This window comes from Vreelandella sp. DA03-1M, from assembly GCF_055725665.1.
Map to the genome: position 1 here is coordinate 1 of NZ_JBTHGQ010000002.1, position 16,456 is coordinate 16,456.

The following is a 16,456-nucleotide window of genomic DNA, read 5'->3' on the forward strand; positions in this document are numbered from 1 at the left end:
CTAAATAGGGAACGGGACCATGATTCACGAAGCCATTGATAGCTATGACAGCACAGAATATCTTGGAGATATGGGGGAGTTCTTCGCCCCGGCCTCGACAGATATGGTCGATGGGCTGGTGGGGCGCTACAACGCAATGCGTAGGCGTGTGGAAGAAGTGGCGGCACTGTTTGATGGTGATCGTAAAGGTGTCGTCAACTACTTCATCCAGGGCAATCGCAAGCACGACAACACACGTTACTCATCACTGTCCACAGAGAATATTTTTATTGAAGAAGGCGCGATCGCAGCGCTGAACGCTGAATATTGGGACCGGGCCTTGAAGATGACCGATGTTCTCGACTTCATGCCTCAGACTCGCCGTAGCGAGTGGTGGGAGCAGATTAACGAGATGAAAACCCCTGACTTCACTGAGGAAACCGTAAGGGCAACCCTGACCGAGCTGCTAATGATGCGCGGCACCTTCCTAGCTGAGCGTGTCGACGGTATATTCCGTGCCCTAAGCCGTGAGCATGTTACCAATCGGCCTGAAGGTTTCTACAAACGGATGATCCTCAATTATGTCGTCACTTCCTATGAGACGGTGAATCATGACCAGGCAGGCCATATCAATGACCTTCGCTCAGTCATTGCTAAATTTATGGGCCGGGATGAACCAAACTGGCAGGCCTCTAGCCGATTGATTGATATTGCACGGCGCACCCCAGGCAAGCGGTTTATGGTTGATGGTGGCGCTCTGTACCTGAAGGTCTTTAAAAAAGGCACGGCGCATCTTGAGGTACACCCCGAAATCGCTTTTCGCCTAAACCAAGTGCTGGCGCATTTGCACCCGACAGCAATTCCTTCCCAGTTCCGCACCCCGCCTAAGCGCAAGCCTAAAGACTTTGTGCTAATGGATCGCCCACTTCAATTTGCGGTCATCAATTTACTCGGTTCCATGCGCAGCGTCCCTACCCGCTGCCCTAGCCACCTTCGACATCTCGAAACACGGTCGCCGAAGACAGAAAACCCTTGGGCGATTGAGTTCGATTATGGAGTGAAGGATAAGGTAGCGTTGGCTGAGGCTGAGCAGGTGCTCAAGGCCATCGGTGGGGTTAAGGTATTCAGTGATAACGGCGCAGTGTCGTGGTTCGAGTTCGACTACCACACCAAGCCGATTTTGGATGAGATTGTTGCCAGTGGTTGCATCCCTGACCATAAGAGCCACCAGTATTACCCTACCCCGGAGCGCTTGGCGTATGAGGTCGTAGAATTGGCCGAGATCAACGACCAGGATACGGTGCTGGAGCCAAGTGCTGGCCAGGGCCATATTGCTGATATGCTTCCCAAAGATCGGACTACCTGTGTCGAGCTGGCACCGCTGCATTGCAAGGTGCTAGCGGCGAAGGGGTTTCGCTGCCATCAAGCCGACTTTCTGGAGTGGGCAAATACGGCCAGAAGCTACACCAAAATAGTCATGAACCCTCCGTACAGCAAAGGTCGAGCCCTGCATCATCTTGAAGCCGCAGCGAGTTGTCTAGCTCCTGGCGGGCGCCTTGTGGCTATCCTCCCCGGCAGCATGCTCGACAAGGATCTACTGCCGGGCTGGGAGGTGGAATGGACTGCTAGCTATCAGGGTGAGTTCGCTGGGACTGGCGTAAACGTGACTATCCTGGTGGCTGATAAGCCCGCCCAGTAAGAAGTAAGCTAGCGCGGTCGATGCGATCGCGCCAGCTTTAGCATTTGGGTTAGCATTCCGAAAACACATCCTAACGGAAAGGTAATGGATCAAGGGTGCTACGAGGCTTACCTCCTGTCTCATGAAATACACAAAACGCTGGGCAACTATCAGCCCTCTCCTTATCGTCCTTGGTCGCCTGAGGATATGGCGTGGCTCGCTGGTGTTGATGATGCCTCTGGAGAGTATTTAAAAGCCGACAATGAGCAAAGCGGCGCCTCCCCCTCTCCTCGATCTAAAGAAACCCAGCTCTCCCTGTTCTAAGCCTCCCTCGATAGTCGTTTTCATCTCCCTCTAAGCCTTGGCATGCGACAGCAAAGCGACTCGCGCAAAAAAATCTCTACTTCCCCCGGTTAAGTGTCAGTGGCTGCCCTATCTACCTGCGAGGCCCATTAAGGGCACCTATGAGAGAGCACCGCTGGGAGGCGGAATTGAGATGATGGCGATGCGAGGCAGCACGCTTATTGGCGTGGCCATATTAGTTTGGGTCGCATGGATTGTCCTGGCGACCGATTCAGAAGCTCGAATTGAGCGAACCTGTCAGCCCGTTCTTTGGTTTGGCAATGTGGCAACTTCACTGACGCAGCTAACCTTTCCTAAGCAACAGGAATCGGTGCATGAGGCGTTTGAATCAGCTGACTATGCTTGTCGCTTTACCGTGTGGCGCTTGCTGCACGAAGACGCCTGGATCGAAAGCCACCAAGGTAACGAATCTAGTGATCAGTCGGGGGAGAGCGACCAATGATTTCCCCTACCCGCCTGCTACACCCCATCCGTAGAATTCTCGGTGTCACCGTGGCCACCTTGGGGCTCGCTGCTGGCGCTCATGCCGGAAATGATCAGCCTCTGGCGCTGGTTGAGTTTGCCAGCTTCGATTGCCCGCACTGCCAGGCCATGGACAAACACCACTCTTCTATTCAGGCAGCCGTCGAAGCGGCGGGCCTGGAGTACCGCTACGCTCCCCTGCCTTCCCATACCGGCCTTGAACGCGCATGGCGTGAACGCGCCTTTTACGCATCTCGCTCTATTCCAGGGGTTGCCAATGACGTTCGGAAAGCCTTTCTCACGGCTGGCGAAACCGGGGTTCCCCTCAAGGACTATGACGATGTGCTGGCGCACCTCCAATTGCATGTTCCCCAAGTTCGGTGGAACGAGTTTGCGGACGACCATATCAGCGATCCCAGCTCTGTCGAGGCGATTGAGCGAGCAGCGAGGCTTGCTGGTCGGGCAGGTCTTCGTGAGTACCCTGCCTTTGTCGCTGTGTCTCGTTCTGAAGTGAAGCTATTGAGCCTGTCGGGAGACGTTGCCGAGAGGGCCGAGGCGGTAATCAAGTACCTGGAGAACCTTTGATGACACTGCGAAACCCTGTGCTTGCTGTCTCGCTGACAGCTGTTCTTGCTGGCTGTGCAGCACATCCTCCGGCTCTGGAGCACGCACGCACGTCAACGCTACCTGATTCGTATAACACGATGACCAGTCGGCATGTGGTGATCCCTGCCTATACGCTTCAAGGGGTCAACGCGACCCGTACCACCAACTGGTACTACGGGGCTGGCCAGGGGCTTGATCGCTACGCTTACGGCGGCACCGTTTACGACGAGGCCTATTGGCAGCAGCGCCATGCCTCAATGCCGGATGACTACAAGGACGCCATGGAGTCTGTGCCTCTGGCGCGCTTCCATTTCGAGTTCGACTCAACAACGCTGACGCCTACCTCTCAGCGTGAAATGGCTTCCTTCCTGGAAGGAGAAGACCTGGCTGGCCGTGTGCTCATTGTTGGGTACACCGACCATATCGGCCCTGAGTCCTACAACATTTCACTCTCACAGCGCCGCGCTGATGCGATCGCGGGACAGCTCCATTTGGCTTGGCCAAAGGCCCGGTTCCTGACGGAAGGGCATGGCATCTATCCCAAGTTGGTTGACGGCACGACTGATGAAGCGCGGGCGGCAAACCGTCGCGCCGAGATTTTTTACCTGGAGGCAGACCAATGAACGTCTTTATCGCCCACGCCCAGATTCTACGAAAAGAGACGCCAAAGGAGCGCGGTCGTTCTGGCCTGATGGTGCTCAAGGTTGGTAAGAACAAGCGAAGCACAGAAGCCCTAATCCAATCTGTAAATCAGATCATTGTCCGAATTCCGAATCATCTATCTGATCGCGCAGCCAAGCTGGATGTTGATTCTTACATTGAAATTTTCGGCCATGTTGGCGGCATTGTGCGCCGTGCACACCACACGGGTGAGCAGCACCTGAGTGCCGAGTTGGTGGCCAACAACATCCAGCCGGCTGCCCCGATGATCGAGGGCAACATCGAAAAACATCTTTTCAATCGTTTCATTGCGATTGGCTTGCTGAGGGGGGTGAAAACTCCCGAGAAGGAGGGACCACCCTCCACAGCGTACCTGCAGATCGGCCCTGACCGACCGGACCTGGGGCGCTCCTTTCAGCATACCGGCGTGGTGTCCATGGCTGCTTTTGGGCGCGTTGTCGATCGACTTGTCGAGTACGAGGCCGGCACCGCCCTTCATGTTGAGGGACGAGTTACCGGCCTATTGCGAAAGATCCCCAAACCAGGAGCAGAAGGCGGCTTCGAGGAAAGTCTGGAGGTCGGGCTGGTGATGGATCGTGTCAGCCCCACTGCCATGGTCGCTGAGCGGATGATGACGCCGTTTGATGTGGCCAAGCCTGAAGCGCAGAACACCCCAGAAGAAACCAACGACGAAGCTGGCGCTGGGGAATCCGCGGCAGTGGCTGAAGAACAGCGCTAGGAGGTGGTCAATGATTGCCCTACCTGATTGTGTCCCTGAAATCGCTGATTACTACCAAGTACCCATCGAGATTGTCGCGGCAGTGCGTCTTCAAGAGAGCGGCAGCCGAGGGCAATTAGTGGGTCGCATAGGTCCGAACAAGAATGGCACTTACGACCTAGGCGCTATGCAAGTCAATACATGGTGGCTCGACCAGGAAACCAACCGGAATTACCTCCAGCAATGGGGAATTACCGAGCGTGAGTTGTTGGAAAATGAGTGTACGAATTTCGCTGTAGGGACGTGGATTCTCTACGACAACATCACGCGCTACGGCGAGTGGGAGGCGGCATTGGCCGCTTACAACGCTGGGTCGCCGAATAGTCCGGCAGGCCAGCAATACGCAAACGAAGTCCTCGCGACATTAGGAGATCAGTACCAATGACTACTTCCGTAGATACCCAGGCCACAACCAAGCAGGGCAAGCTCGCTCATCTAGTCGAATGCCTCCGCATGAACAAGAAGCGAGCAGCAGAGCGCTCACTGTTGGTTGCTACTACCGCTTTCCTGGCGATGCCAGCATGGGCACAGGAAGACTTTGAAGACTTCGCTGACAAGGTTGAAGAGCTGGCGCATGGGCCCTTCGGTATCGGCATTTCCATTCTGGCGCTGATCATCGGTTGCCTGGTGGGCCTTGGACGTCAATCTGCTGCCCCTGCGTTCCTGGGTCTAGGGATCGCCGGTGCCTTTGCGGTCGGCCCCTTCATGATCAAGGAAATCTTCAGCTGGTTCTCAGGCACCTGAGTTAGGAGTCGCGGGTCATGTCTAACGAGTCCTATCGGATACCGCAGGATGTTGATGCCCCTATCCCCATCTTCGCCTGGGAGATGACCGAGGTGGTTGTCGCCATCATGGTGATCGGCGTGGGCATCATCATGCGGTTTTTTATCCCAGGCCTATTTGCGGGGATCTTTCTCATGATGATGGCTAAGAAGATGCGTGCCGGCCAGAAGCGGGGACAAGTGCAGCATGTCTTGTGGCGGATGGGGCTCAAGTTAGACCCGCTGCTTGGCAAATACGCACCTAGACCAATGCGATTGGAGTACATTCGCTGATGAAATACCTCAATGCATTGCGAAATCAGTGGGTCGCTGCCAGGGGCTGGATGTTCTGCACCCTGCTCCTGACTGGGTTGCTGATCTATGTCTTGCAGAGCTATGTCCAGCTCAGCGCCAATATGCCAACCCGGCTGGTTCCCTACAACCTGCACGTCGTGGATGGGCCGGTCGAGGTGGGCGCCAGCGCTGGTTATACCGATGCGAGCTACCTCACTGAGATAGCCATGGCGGATGCCCAGCTGCACAGCTCTTGGACCCCAAGGAACGTGAGAAGCCAATACGCTCGGTTCCAGAACCGGATGACGCCGGCCCTCTATGCCAAGGTCGGCAATGATCTACAAGCACGGATTCCAGACCTGGAGAAATCTGAGCGTACCCAGGCCTTGTTCATTGAAGGGACCCAAGTCCTAGACGGCACAGTGCGAGTTTATGGGCGCTTGCGGGCTTGGCATGGCACCGAACAGATCGAAGACGAACCGATTGCTTACCGTGTCCGCTATTCCTTCAGCGGTGGCGTTCCGTATGTCGCTGGTTTCTCTTTGGAGGACGAATGAAAAAGCCTAAGATGCAGGGGCTGGTCATGGTGGCGGCGCTTGCCGTCGCCACCTTTGTCAGCGCCAGCGATGATGTCCAGAAGGTGGTTGTATCCACCGATGCTTATAACCGGCTGGTATTCCCAGAGCCGTACTCTACGATTGTTATCCCCCCCGAGGCCGAGTTGCGTGACAACCCTGTGCCGACTGATGGCAAACGTGGTCTCCTCATCCGTCCTGCAGACGAAGCCGACCCGTTCTCTATCTTCATCCAGCTGCGAAGCGGCGAGGCCTTCACGGTGAAGCTAGCGCCGGAAAGCGGCATCGATGCCCAGGTGTTCCGGTATCGAAACGCCCCTGACCTATCCGCAGAGCCCGAAAGGGAAAGCCGGCCCAAGGATCGTTGGATTGCTGACACTATCCTGTCCGCTTTCCAGGGGGCTCGCCCTAGCGGGTTTGAGCCGGCTGGCGCCCCGCCTAGTGCCCGACTTGAAATGCCTAATGGCGGCACGCTCAAGCTCACAGCGGAAACCCAGTACCGTGGTTCCGGCCATGTCGTGAATATTTACCGGCTGTCTTCTGATACCTCCCTTGAAGTCGAGCCTCGTGACTTCTACCGCGATGGCGTCGTTGCTGTTTCCTTGGAAGGGGACACGGTAAGTGAGCGCGATCAGCCCCGAATGATCGTCGTGGAGGTTGACCGTGGCTGAAGATCAGAACAACCAGCAGCCGAATGAATCGGGCCAGGACAAGCCTTCTAGGGTGGCCAAGGCCCGAGCTAAGTCCAAGGTAGTCTCTCAGAGCCTGTTGGAGCGAGCGCAGGGAAGAAAGTGGCTTCTATATGGTGGTGGGGCCTGCCTAGTCATCTGGCTTGTGGCAAGTAACGCTATTAGCGCACGAGACAACAGTAGCAATAAAGCGCCCCCTCCCCCGGAATTTATGGACACCACGCCGGATACACGGCATGGGGAGGAAGTCACTATTTCCCGACTTCAACAACAGTTAAGGGAGGCTCATGAAGAATTGGCAGACCAGCGCGAGAGTCAAGAGCAGAGGGATGCACGACTTCAGGCGCAGCTCGAAGAAATGCAGGCTGGCATGGAATCCGAACGCGAGCAAACGCGGGAAACCATGGAGTCGCTGCGCACACGACTAGCCGATATTTCTAGCGGAGATGATGGCACCAGTGAGGTTCGCATTGGCACATCTTCAAACAGAAGCACCGACGCCAACCGTGCCCCGTCTGACTATCTTCGCCCCCCCCGAGGCGACGACGCTAGCGCGGTACCTCCGCCCCCGGTAGCGCGTCGAGATGGTGACTCTGGCCGTGCCGGTTTACCCCCGAGGCAACAATCGTCGACACAGGGCGGCGTCATTCCTTCACAGTTTCCACAGCTCCAGAAGGAAGAAGGACCGGCTGACCCGATCGTACTCAATGGCTCAAGTGGTGAGTCCAGCGCTCGCATCTTACGTAATGAAGCGGCTCAGCAGGATGACGAAGAAGAGGATCTGGGGCCACCTAAAGCTGGGTTCCTCCCTATGGGGTCGTTCTCTGAGGTGGCAATGTTGACTGGCGCTGACTTTGGCGCTGCCGAGCGTACCCGCAACAACCCTCAGCCGGTGCTATTCCGCATTCAAAACGATGCATTCCTACCTGGCAGTGCGCGGTATCGCCTCGCTGACTGCTTTGGTATGGGCGGTGGCTACGGTGATTTGTCGAGCGAGCGAGCGCATATCAACGTCTCTCGTATTTCCTGTGTCGATACACGGACTGGAATGATGCTTGAGTCTCCAATCAATGGCTACATCGTGGACTCGGATGGCCGTCTGGGGCTTCGCGGCAAAGTTGAGCGACGTGCTGGCGCCCTGCTGGGTAAGGCCATGCTTGCTGGCTTCGCAGAAGGCGCCAGCAGCATTGCTGCAACAGCAGCTCAAGGTGCTGAATCGGCTGTCACAGGCAGCGGCGTTGTCACCACCATCGACCCGAACAGTGTCGCCGAGGTTGGCATGTACGGCGGTGCAGGCCGCGCGATGGAGATACTGGCAGAGCGTTACATCGAAGAGGCTGAATCCATGTTCCCGGTGATCGAGGTTCCATCAGGGCGCCGTGGCACTGTTGTAATCCAGGAAGGCCAGAAGCTCGAGTGGGAAGCCTACGAGCTGGCCGACAAGATGCCGAGCGAGGGCTAATACGATGAGCTTAAAGTTGATGATCCCCTTGACCGCCCTGCTGTTCCTCGGTGGGTGTGCCACTGTCCAGCATGATTGTGAGCTGGGAAGCGAGTGTGTCGGTACCGGCGATGTTTATGAAGCTGCGGTGGCAAATAGTGGTTCCTCTGAAACAGTGATGGAGGGCCGTAAGGATGGCTCAGAAGCTGAAGAAGAAAAGATCGAGCAATGGCGACCCTATAGCGGGGGAGGCCTAACCGATATGCCTGTCTACCAGCCAGGTAAACCGGTGCGTATCTGGGTGGCGCCATGGCGCGGTGATGACGGCATTCTACGATCGGGCGAATACCTGTATGTGACTCTGCCTGATGACTGGAGTTATGGCCAGCTGCGTGACGATGGCATTGGGGCAGGCATGATCGGACCTTCTCCGGGTGTTCAACACATCGCGCCGAGAGGGCAAGACGCCAGCGTGAATCCTTATCGCATTCAGCCGCAAATGCAGATCGTCCCGGAGAATTGATATGAAGATAACCGCGATGACTCGTATGCGGCACCAAGTGCGCCGCATGATCCAGCAGGGCGCTCCCGATTATGGCGATCGCGCCCTCCCCCTCCAGGCAGCCGAGGCGCTGACTGAGCGGGATGATCCCGCGAGCCTGCTCCCCTACATCGACTATGAAGATAACTACTGTGTCCGGGATGATGGTAAACATCCTCAGCTTGGCTTCGGCGTCCAGTTTGCGCCATTGATGGTGGCTGGCAAGGACATTGAGGAGCAAATCGAGTCGCTGATTACGCGAGCGCCAGCGGACACGGTTATCCAGTTCGTCGCCCATAGTTCGCCGGCCATTGAGGACCGGATAAATACCTGGCAGGCACGGCGGTTACGTTACTGCAAAGACCCTATGCTCCAAGAGCTGGTAGAGCGCCGTAGCAAGCACATGCTTGACGCCGCGGCCGGGAACAAAAGCCTCCTACCGAATGAGCGTCTATATCCCCGGGAGGTGCATTACTTCGCCTTTTTCACCATGACCTTTGGCGGTGACCCAGAGCATGCTGAAGAGATTCGTTCATGGCGGCACATGTGCGACGAATTCCGGCAGTCGGTGATGGGGACATTCAGCTCTATGGGCCTGTCCCCTGCCCTGATGAACGAATTGGGTACGCGACGTGTGCTGCGCCGCATAGCCAACCCACAAATGGTGCCAGGGGAGCTTCAACGCCTGGAGGAGGAAGGTGGTCACTTCATTGATTCCATTTTCGATAAGCGCACACGCATTCGAGTGAAGTCCTCGGGTGCAGTCCAGTTTAGCGACAATGAAAGGGAGGTGGATGTTGTCCCTTTGACCATCGACACCTACCCGGACTACCTGCGTCTCTACATGACAGGTGACATGCTTGGGGAGTTGAAGTCGGCGACCGATCGGATCGCGCCGGCCTACTGGATGTATACCACCATCTACAAGCCGAACACCGAAAAGGCTCGTAATGACATCACCATGCGAATGGGCATGATCTCAAAGCAATGCATGAGTGATTCCGAGTGGTACAAGGGGATGATGCCGCACCTCTTCACGCGGCGTAGAGATACCCAGCAGCTGCTCAACGATACTCGCTCAAACTACTGCCCGGTACGCATGTGGTCGGGGATCAATATCATCACCGAACCCGAGCGAGCAGCTTCGGACGCGGACTATGTTTCCTCGTTGTGGCGGAAAGCAGGCTTCAGAGCCTCGCGTGAACGCTATATCTCGCTGCCTATCTGGTTGTCGTCTTTGCCATGGGGCTACAACCCACGCATGGACAAGCCTACATCAGGCCTTCAGCGGGCACAGATGGTGTCCAGCCTAAACGGCGCTTGCGCCTCAATCTGCCAGGGCGATTGGGGCGGTAACGGGCCAGTAGTACGCAAAGACCCACAGGGGAACCCTTACCTCTACGCAAACGGACTGTTGCTGGTTTCTCGCCGCGGTCAAATGTCGTGTATCGACATTTTTGATTCGGCCACCTCATACAATTTTTCGGTGATCGCGACCTCGGGTGCGGGTAAGTCATTCCTTGCCAACGAATTCGTTACCGACATGCGCTGTCGTGATGGCGTGGTCCGTATCATTGACGTGGGCGGCTCTTATAAGGAGCTGTGTGAACTGCTGGGCGGTCAGGAACTGAGGTTTGATCCTAACCATCCGGTCTCACTTAACCCATTCTGGGGTATCAAAGGCAAGCAGCGTTACGACGATGATGAAGGTGGCAGCGAGATCGCAGAAATGATCCCGGTGCTGAAGGATGCCATATCTCAGATGGCGTTCCCCCTAGGTGAGCCCGACAACTACGAATACCAGTTGATCGAAAAAGGCATCCTTGAGGCGCACGATAAACATGGCGAGGTCATGGAAACCAAGCATGTCTATCAGTGGCTTGAGTCCCGGGCAGACAGTGATCCGGTGGCCAAGAGTATTGCGTTGCAGTTGGAGCCGTATGCCGTAGGTCGGCATGCCGCATGGTTCAACGGTGAGCCCCAGCTGGATCTTTCCAATGAGTTCACCATACTCGAGCTGGAAGAGCTAAACGTCGATCGTGAGCTTCGGAATGTGGTCATGACACTCCTGATGGCTCGGACGACGCGGGACATGTATCTGCGCCCACGCAACATCCCGAAAATGATGCTGATCGATGAGGCATGGGATCTACTCGCGGACCCGAAAAGCGGGAAGTTTATCGAAACCGCCTTCCGGCGCATCCGTAAGTATTACGGCAGTGCCGGTTTCATTACACAGGGCTTCAAGGATACCGACCTGTCGCCGGCCGCTCAGGCTGCCTTCGACAATGCACCTTGGACGTTTGTGCTCAAGCAGTCGGGTCCCTCGCTCGACTACGCACAGAAAAACGGAAAGCTGGGCGGCGAAGACGAATTCCTATTCGATATGCTGCGCGGTGTGAAGCCCGGTGCCGGCTATTCGGAGGTCTTCGTCAAGCACGAGAGCGGGGGTGGCCTTTTCCGCTTTGTGGTCGATCCTTACTCCTACTTCCTATATTCGACCAATCCCAAGGACCAGGCACGCCTGATGAAGCTCACTTCAGCGGGCTACAACACGCAGGAGGCCATCCGCATGCTGGCCGAGGGGCAAGGGTAGGATTGGCTTATGCTGGCGCTCCTGTCTGCCTTGTCGGCCTGTTTCGCTGGGGCGCTTGGTTATACTGTGATGGTGGTATTGCCGGTGGTGGTCTTCGTTGGCTTACCCCTGGAGTTCATACGTCCCCCTGGTGAGCTTATGACAGTCACTTGGCTGGCCAAGGCCACCTACCTCGCAGGTGGGTGGCTAACTGCCCTCGCCTGGCTAGGGCTTAGGCTGGCGCCAGCCAGTTACCGTATCGGCCGGCTATTCCCAAGGGCTCGTGAGATTGCAGATCGTGTCTGGGTTTACGAGACGCCTGCCCTTCAGGCCTATGCTATGCCGAGCCCTACGGGTGGCGTTGTAATCGTTTCCCGGGGCGCCCTCAATCTGCCTCCTGATGAGCTTGAGTGGCTGCTGGCGCACGAGAGGTCACACCTTCGCCGCGGCGATGCGTCTGCGAGCCTATACTGGTGGACGCAGCACAGCATTTTGCGGGTGGCGCTTTGGCTGGCGCGGTTGATCTATACAATTCTTCGTCCCATTCCCCTGATTGGCCTGTTGAGCGGCTTGTACTTTTCTGTGGCGAGCTTGGGGATTCGCTTGGCATTAGGGCTTTTCAAAGTCTTGGACCGCCACTTAGGGCATCTAATGGAATATCGTGCCGACCGTGACGCGGCGCGTGTTGCCTCTCCAATAGCAGGCTGCCGGCTTCTCAGTAGGCTCTCTACGGGTCTTGAATCGAGCTGGGGGCTTTTCTCGACACATCCGCCGACATATCGGCGTATCAAGCGCCTGGAGCGTATGACATGAGTTTGATGGGGTATCGCTCGACACTGCTAAGATCCGTTATTGCTCTAACTATCTTCTACAGTCTCGCCGCGGCTACTGCTTTTTACTTCATGGGGCCGGAAACGCTGCAGGAGTGGCTAGCTGGCGCTGGCTTTTGGGTAGAGGGTGACGAAGAGATAAACCCCGCGAACGCGGCATCAGCGGCCACTGAGGTCGTCCTGGCAAGGTTGCGTGTTGTCTGGCCATGGTTAGCCGGGGGAATGGCTGCTGGCTCTGTGATCGTTCTGCTCATAGTGGGAATGGGATTAATAACACGTCGACAGCGCGCTAAATCTCGCGGTGAGTTCCGGGGCATGGATCTCTCAATTACGTACATGCCTTATCCTGATCCGATTAACTTCAAGCCAGTGAAAGCGCAGCTGTCGGGTAACGTTCCGGCACATCACATGCCGCTAATTAACCAGTTGCTCGGTTACCTCCAGGCTCACCCTGATGCTTTTTGCGGTGACGGCCACAGTACGACACTGCTTGAGCACCATCTAGGCGTGATCGATGAGGCCTTCGAGTACGAAGGTGCCGATCCCCTCCTCCCTCTTGCCGCGGCAGCACATGATATTGGCAAGACTGTTTCGCATGCGAAACAGGACGGGCAGTGGGTCCGCCTGTCCTACCACGATAAACAGAGCGGGCGTCTGTTGGCAAAGTTCCCCGCGTGGTGGGAGCTGCCTGAGGATGAGCGAGCCATACTGTTGCTGGCAGTAAAATACGAGCATTCTCCCAACCTGATGCCAGTGGCTTTCCCTGGCCTCAGTAGCAAGGGGGTGCGCCGCGCAGTCACTCTCCTCCAGCAGCTGCGAGAGATAGACGGCCTCGCTACACGAGGCGAGAAACGCAAGGTGCTTGAGAATCTGAACGTCCAGGAGCTGGCGATCGAAACGTTCTTGCGAGTGGTTCCCCAAGTACCCTATCAGGTGAAAGGTTTAGCGAAGCGTGTCAAAGCGGCAGGCTTCCGCGTTGGTGAGCGGCTTTACCTCTCCGAACATCATGTTCGGGAGACAGCCCTTTCCAAGCTGGATGATGACGTTGCCGCGGCCTTTGGCGGTGACTTTCGAGCCCCAGGTAAATCAGGGGAGTTTACACAGGTACTTTTGGCAGCATTGGCCGATCGCGGCTGGCTCATCACTGAAATCGAGGGAGTGCCAGAGGGGAGCGAAGCGGCGAAGACCTGGACGTTGCCATCTGACCAAGCGTTGTGGCGGGTACGTTCCGGCATAATCGAGTTCAGGGGAATGATCGCGGTGGAGCTGCCAGTAGAACACCAAGGCCTATACCCGCGAGAAACCGCTTATGAGGTAACCGTCCTCGGCCCCCAGGGCAAGCACAGTAGCAACGCTGGCGTTGCGCCAACAAAAGACAGTGGTAAGCGGGAAGAGCGCATGACTAAGCCTAAAGGTATTCCAGCGTCAGACGTATGTGATGTCAGCCTGTTTGCTTCAGTGCCTACGGGTACGGGTGATGCAACGAAAACCAGTGGGAATGCTGCACAGAAGAGTTTAGGGGCAGCGAGCAAAACCTCTACATTCAGCCATGAATCACTCACGAATACCGACGTGGCTTCCGCCTGGCTGCTAGATGATTCCCAGGCGGCAGGTGGGAATACTGCACAGGAAGAGACGCGACAGCCCACCCCTTGCGGTGGGGATGCTGCACAGAAAGGCAATGGCACCCAGAACCAGCAGGCCTCCGCAATGGTTGAAACAGGCGAAGGAAAAGATATAGCCGGTGCCAAGCCGATGGATGATCTCCATGCGGCAGGTGGGGATACTGCACAGGAAGAGACGCGCCAGCCCATCCCTTGCGGTGGGGATGCTGCACAGAAAGGCAATGACACCCAGAACCAGCAGGCCTCCGCAATGGTTGAAACAGGCGAAGAAAAAGATATAGCCGGTGCCAAGCTGATGGATGATCTCCATGCGGCAGGTGGGAATACTGCACAGGAAGAGATGCGCCAGCCCACCCCTTGCGGTGGGGATGCTGCACAGAAAGGCAATGGCACCCAGAACCAGCAGGCTTCCGCAATGGCTGAAACAGGCGGAGAAAAAGTTATAGATGGTGCCTGGCTGCTGGACGATTCTCATACGGCAGGTGAGAACACTACACAGGAAGGCACGGGCCAGCCAATACCTTGCGGTGGGGATGCTGCACAGAAAGGCAATGATGCCCAGAATCAGCAGGCCTCAGCCAAAGCTGAAACAGGCGACGAAAAGGCTATAGTTGGCGCTTGGCTGCTAGAGGATGTCCCCGGTGTCGGTGGGGATATTGCACATTATGAGCAGGATGGGATGAGTAATTCCATTCATACTAAGACTCCAGCAGGATTTAAAAGAGAATCAGAGGGAGCTTGGTTACTAAATGAGATTGTTGAGGCGGCCGGTGGGAACGTTGCACAGATAGCGACCAATGACCAAATTTCGCCCACAACAAGCGGGGGGGATGTTGAACTGATCGCTGAGCAAGCCGAACCCACGAATGACTTTTCAGAGATTAGTCAGCTGACGCTAGGGGCTGACGCAGATAACCATAGTGATGTTTCGGCTGAGCTGGGTGACTGGAGCCCAGAGGCCGATAACGCACCGAATGATACCCATATTCAACTTGGCCTGGGGGAGGCAATGCTGGCCACAGCTGAGCATGAGTCCCCAGTGACACAGCCGAGCCATCAGCCAGTCCCTACTGTCATGGTTGATAAAACGACGCAAGGTGCTACAGAACAGCAGAAATCGGCTGTGTCTGGGCAGAAAGATGTACGGACATCCTCACCTATCCAGCGACGCCTGAAGAAGCGAGGTGGGACCTCGGCTGGTCGCCAAAAGGCTTTAAACAACGAAGCGCCAGCGGATAAAAGCGAACAGACAGGCCAAGTGAAAGCGAGCAGAGGGTCATCCAAGCCTGCCGGTGCCAAGGCGGAAGTAAAAGGAGTGCCTAAGCTGTTCAGTTGACCAAACATCACCTTGCGGAGATGGACTTCGAAGCGCTGAAGTTATATGATGCATTTATGTAGCAACATCGCTGCATTTTTGCAGGGAAAATAGGCTATGAGCGTTGAAGCAATCATCGAGCCGTCCGATTACGTTGCTCCCGACACTTTCAATCAATTCCTCGCTGACTTGAAAGCTCGGGCACGGCAAACCAAGAGCCCAATCATCAGCCCGAGGATGTTCTGCCTTGCCCTGGGCATGGATGTACAGACGCTGGCCTCGCGGGCGCATGTCCACCGCGTTACTGTAAACCGCGCCCAGGGGGCTGAGAAGCTGCAGACTTACTTACGGGATGCGGTGCGAGTCATGGGAGCAGCGGCTGACATAAATGGTAATTTTCAGGATGCCGCGTTCTGGTTTCGTAATGAACCGATCAGCGCATTCAATTTCAGGACACCAGAGCAGTTGGTCAGCGAGGGACGAGCTGAGGATCTATTGAACTATGTTCAATCACTTCACGCAGGCGCGGCTGGATGATCCTTACCAGCCTGGCAGATCAACCAGCCTATCGTGTCCATGTCCCCCGCTGGGCCATCGCCCCCCACAAGTGGCGCAGGCGCCGCCCAGCATGGCGGTCGCCTCAATCGTATCGGGGTTCCCGCACTCTACCTTGCTCTGGAAGAGCTGACCGCGCTTGAGGAGTGCCGGCAGCTCTCGACCCTGATGCCACCCGGTCTTATTGTGAGCTACACGGTAGCGTTGGCCACAGTAGTGGACTTCAGCCATGGGTACACGGCTGACTGGGACTCTCTCTGGCAGGAAATGGGTTGTGACTGGCGTAGAATTTTGTTTAATGATCGCGTTGAACCGCCCAGCTGGTTGCTCGCTGACCTAGCCTTGGAGGCTGGTGCTAGCGGCATACTGTTCCCGTCGTTGGCCAATCCACGGGGTGTAAACCTCGTAGTCTACACCGACGCCTTCATTTCACGTCACACCGCCCCTACCTCTCTTCGAGACCTGTCATACGGGAATGAGAAGAGAAGGATGCAAAATCATGATGATGTGCTGATTGTCCGAGGCGATGCTGATCTACGTTGCTACTGGCTAGCGATGGAGGGGCAGCCCTTTGCAGATGTCGAGCCAGCGGAGTTCGGGATCGAGCGGCAGAAAGCGCAGGTAAGGTTCCTTACTTGGGACTGATCCTACTCTGCCACAGTAAGGCTATCAATTGATGGCAAACGGAGAACCTGCCCGTTAAGCATGGGTTATACGGGCTTGTAGTTC

18 protein-coding genes are annotated in these 16,456 nt (G+C 56.2%); all 18 read left to right on the plus strand.

Going from position 1 to position 16,456, the window contains the following annotated elements:
- The first annotated feature begins 19 nt into the window (after positions 1-19).
- The 18 genes from ACXUPB_RS21970 (at position 20) to ACXUPB_RS22055 (ending at position 16,372) form a co-directional block, all read left to right on the plus strand.
- Positions 20-1,678 (plus strand): DUF4942 domain-containing protein, encoded by a 1,659-nt coding sequence (locus ACXUPB_RS21970; protein ID WP_035557814.1) that lies wholly within the window; start codon positions 20-22, stop codon positions 1,676-1,678.
- Positions 1,679-1,762: 84 nt separating this feature from the next.
- The gene (locus ACXUPB_RS21975) at positions 1,763-1,981 is read left to right on the plus strand and encodes a hypothetical protein (RefSeq protein WP_035557817.1); all 219 of its coding nucleotides are present in this window, start codon (positions 1,763-1,765) and stop codon (positions 1,979-1,981) included.
- A 172-nt stretch (positions 1,982-2,153) separates the two neighbouring features.
- Positions 2,154-2,462: a hypothetical protein gene (locus ACXUPB_RS21980; protein ID WP_035557818.1), complete on the plus strand. Its 309-nt coding sequence runs from the start codon at positions 2,154-2,156 to the stop codon at positions 2,460-2,462.
- The gene (locus tag ACXUPB_RS21985; RefSeq protein WP_035557821.1) at positions 2,459-3,067 is read left to right on the plus strand and encodes a thioredoxin domain-containing protein; all 609 of its coding nucleotides are present in this window, start codon (positions 2,459-2,461) and stop codon (positions 3,065-3,067) included. The genes ACXUPB_RS21980 and ACXUPB_RS21985 overlap by 4 nt, the downstream gene beginning before the upstream one ends.
- A complete protein-coding gene (locus tag ACXUPB_RS21990; RefSeq protein WP_052703858.1) occupies positions 3,067-3,711 on the plus strand; it encodes an OmpA family protein in 645 nt (214 codons plus the stop codon). Before ACXUPB_RS21985 ends, ACXUPB_RS21990 begins: the two co-directional genes overlap by 1 nt.
- Positions 3,708-4,487 (plus strand): hypothetical protein, encoded by a 780-nt coding sequence (locus tag ACXUPB_RS21995; RefSeq protein ID WP_035557823.1) that lies wholly within the window; start codon positions 3,708-3,710, stop codon positions 4,485-4,487. Before ACXUPB_RS21990 ends, ACXUPB_RS21995 begins: the two co-directional genes overlap by 4 nt.
- A 10-nt stretch (positions 4,488-4,497) precedes the next feature.
- Entirely contained in the window at positions 4,498-4,911 is a 414-nt protein-coding gene (locus tag ACXUPB_RS22000; RefSeq protein ID WP_045812323.1) for a lytic transglycosylase domain-containing protein, read from the plus strand.
- A complete protein-coding gene (locus tag ACXUPB_RS22005; protein WP_035557825.1) occupies positions 4,908-5,270 on the plus strand; it encodes a TrbC/VirB2 family protein in 363 nt (120 codons plus the stop codon). The genes ACXUPB_RS22000 and ACXUPB_RS22005 overlap by 4 nt, the downstream gene beginning before the upstream one ends.
- Positions 5,271-5,287: 17 nt before the next feature.
- On the plus strand, positions 5,288-5,581 hold the full coding sequence (gene traL / locus ACXUPB_RS22010) for a type IV conjugative transfer system protein TraL (RefSeq protein ID WP_008958346.1): 294 nt from the start codon (positions 5,288-5,290) through the stop codon (positions 5,579-5,581).
- The gene (locus ACXUPB_RS22015) at positions 5,581-6,138 is read left to right on the plus strand and encodes a TraE/TraK family type IV conjugative transfer system protein (RefSeq protein WP_035557829.1); all 558 of its coding nucleotides are present in this window, start codon (positions 5,581-5,583) and stop codon (positions 6,136-6,138) included. The genes traL and ACXUPB_RS22015 overlap by 1 nt, the downstream gene beginning before the upstream one ends.
- Positions 6,135-6,827 (plus strand): TraK domain-containing protein, encoded by a 693-nt coding sequence (locus ACXUPB_RS22020; protein ID WP_035557832.1) that lies wholly within the window; start codon positions 6,135-6,137, stop codon positions 6,825-6,827. Before ACXUPB_RS22015 ends, ACXUPB_RS22020 begins: the two co-directional genes overlap by 4 nt.
- Entirely contained in the window at positions 6,820-8,307 is a 1,488-nt protein-coding gene (locus ACXUPB_RS22025) for a TraB/TrbI/VirB10 family type IV secretion system protein (RefSeq protein WP_101145385.1), read from the plus strand. The genes ACXUPB_RS22020 and ACXUPB_RS22025 overlap by 8 nt, the downstream gene beginning before the upstream one ends.
- 4 nt (positions 8,308-8,311) lie before the next feature.
- Positions 8,312-8,809, plus strand: a complete 498-nt coding sequence (locus ACXUPB_RS22030) for a TraV family lipoprotein (RefSeq protein WP_035557838.1) — start codon at positions 8,312-8,314, stop codon at positions 8,807-8,809.
- Position 8,810: 1 nt separating this feature from the next.
- The gene (locus ACXUPB_RS22035; RefSeq protein WP_472956786.1) at positions 8,811-11,423 is read left to right on the plus strand and encodes a TraG/VirB4 family ATPase; all 2,613 of its coding nucleotides are present in this window, start codon (positions 8,811-8,813) and stop codon (positions 11,421-11,423) included.
- A gap of 9 nt (positions 11,424-11,432) precedes the next feature.
- Positions 11,433-12,215, plus strand: coding sequence for a M48 family metallopeptidase (locus tag ACXUPB_RS22040; protein WP_035557843.1), 783 nt, complete (start codon positions 11,433-11,435; stop codon positions 12,213-12,215).
- A complete protein-coding gene (locus ACXUPB_RS22045; RefSeq protein ID WP_035557846.1) occupies positions 12,212-15,193 on the plus strand; it encodes a hypothetical protein in 2,982 nt (993 codons plus the stop codon). The genes ACXUPB_RS22040 and ACXUPB_RS22045 overlap by 4 nt, the downstream gene beginning before the upstream one ends.
- Positions 15,194-15,289: 96 nt before the next feature.
- Positions 15,290-15,709 carry a hypothetical protein gene (locus ACXUPB_RS22050; RefSeq protein WP_035557849.1) on the plus strand — a complete coding sequence of 140 codons (420 nt, stop codon included), beginning with the start codon at positions 15,290-15,292 and terminating at the stop codon, positions 15,707-15,709.
- 39 nt (positions 15,710-15,748) lie between these two features.
- Positions 15,749-16,372, plus strand: coding sequence for an RES family NAD+ phosphorylase (locus tag ACXUPB_RS22055; RefSeq protein ID WP_232774555.1), 624 nt, complete (start codon positions 15,749-15,751; stop codon positions 16,370-16,372).
- The last annotated feature ends 84 nt before the right edge of the window (positions 16,373-16,456 follow it).

Bases quoted from the DNA above. Each gene is read 5' to 3' on its own strand.
- ACXUPB_RS21970 (WP_035557814.1), top strand. From the start codon at position 20: ATGATTCACGAAGCCATTGATAGCTATGACAGCACAGAATATCTTGGA.
- ACXUPB_RS21975 (WP_035557817.1), top strand. From the start codon at position 1,763: ATGGATCAAGGGTGCTACGAGGCTTACCTCCTGTCTCATGAAATACAC.
- ACXUPB_RS21980 (WP_035557818.1), top strand. From the start codon at position 2,154: ATGATGGCGATGCGAGGCAGCACGCTTATTGGCGTGGCCATATTAGTT.
- ACXUPB_RS21985 (WP_035557821.1), top strand. From the start codon at position 2,459: ATGATTTCCCCTACCCGCCTGCTACACCCCATCCGTAGAATTCTCGGT.
- ACXUPB_RS21990 (WP_052703858.1), top strand. From the start codon at position 3,067: ATGACACTGCGAAACCCTGTGCTTGCTGTCTCGCTGACAGCTGTTCTT.
- ACXUPB_RS21995 (WP_035557823.1), top strand. From the start codon at position 3,708: ATGAACGTCTTTATCGCCCACGCCCAGATTCTACGAAAAGAGACGCCA.
- ACXUPB_RS22000 (WP_045812323.1), top strand. From the start codon at position 4,498: ATGATTGCCCTACCTGATTGTGTCCCTGAAATCGCTGATTACTACCAA.
- ACXUPB_RS22005 (WP_035557825.1), top strand. From the start codon at position 4,908: ATGACTACTTCCGTAGATACCCAGGCCACAACCAAGCAGGGCAAGCTC.
- traL (WP_008958346.1), top strand. From the start codon at position 5,288: ATGTCTAACGAGTCCTATCGGATACCGCAGGATGTTGATGCCCCTATC.
- ACXUPB_RS22015 (WP_035557829.1), top strand. From the start codon at position 5,581: ATGAAATACCTCAATGCATTGCGAAATCAGTGGGTCGCTGCCAGGGGC.
- ACXUPB_RS22020 (WP_035557832.1), top strand. From the start codon at position 6,135: ATGAAAAAGCCTAAGATGCAGGGGCTGGTCATGGTGGCGGCGCTTGCC.
- ACXUPB_RS22030 (WP_035557838.1), top strand. From the start codon at position 8,312: ATGAGCTTAAAGTTGATGATCCCCTTGACCGCCCTGCTGTTCCTCGGT.
- ACXUPB_RS22035 (WP_472956786.1), top strand. From the start codon at position 8,811: ATGAAGATAACCGCGATGACTCGTATGCGGCACCAAGTGCGCCGCATG.
- ACXUPB_RS22040 (WP_035557843.1), top strand. From the start codon at position 11,433: ATGCTGGCGCTCCTGTCTGCCTTGTCGGCCTGTTTCGCTGGGGCGCTT.
- ACXUPB_RS22045 (WP_035557846.1), top strand. From the start codon at position 12,212: ATGAGTTTGATGGGGTATCGCTCGACACTGCTAAGATCCGTTATTGCT.
- ACXUPB_RS22050 (WP_035557849.1), top strand. From the start codon at position 15,290: ATGAGCGTTGAAGCAATCATCGAGCCGTCCGATTACGTTGCTCCCGAC.
- ACXUPB_RS22055 (WP_232774555.1), top strand. From the start codon at position 15,749: ATGTCCCCCGCTGGGCCATCGCCCCCCACAAGTGGCGCAGGCGCCGCC.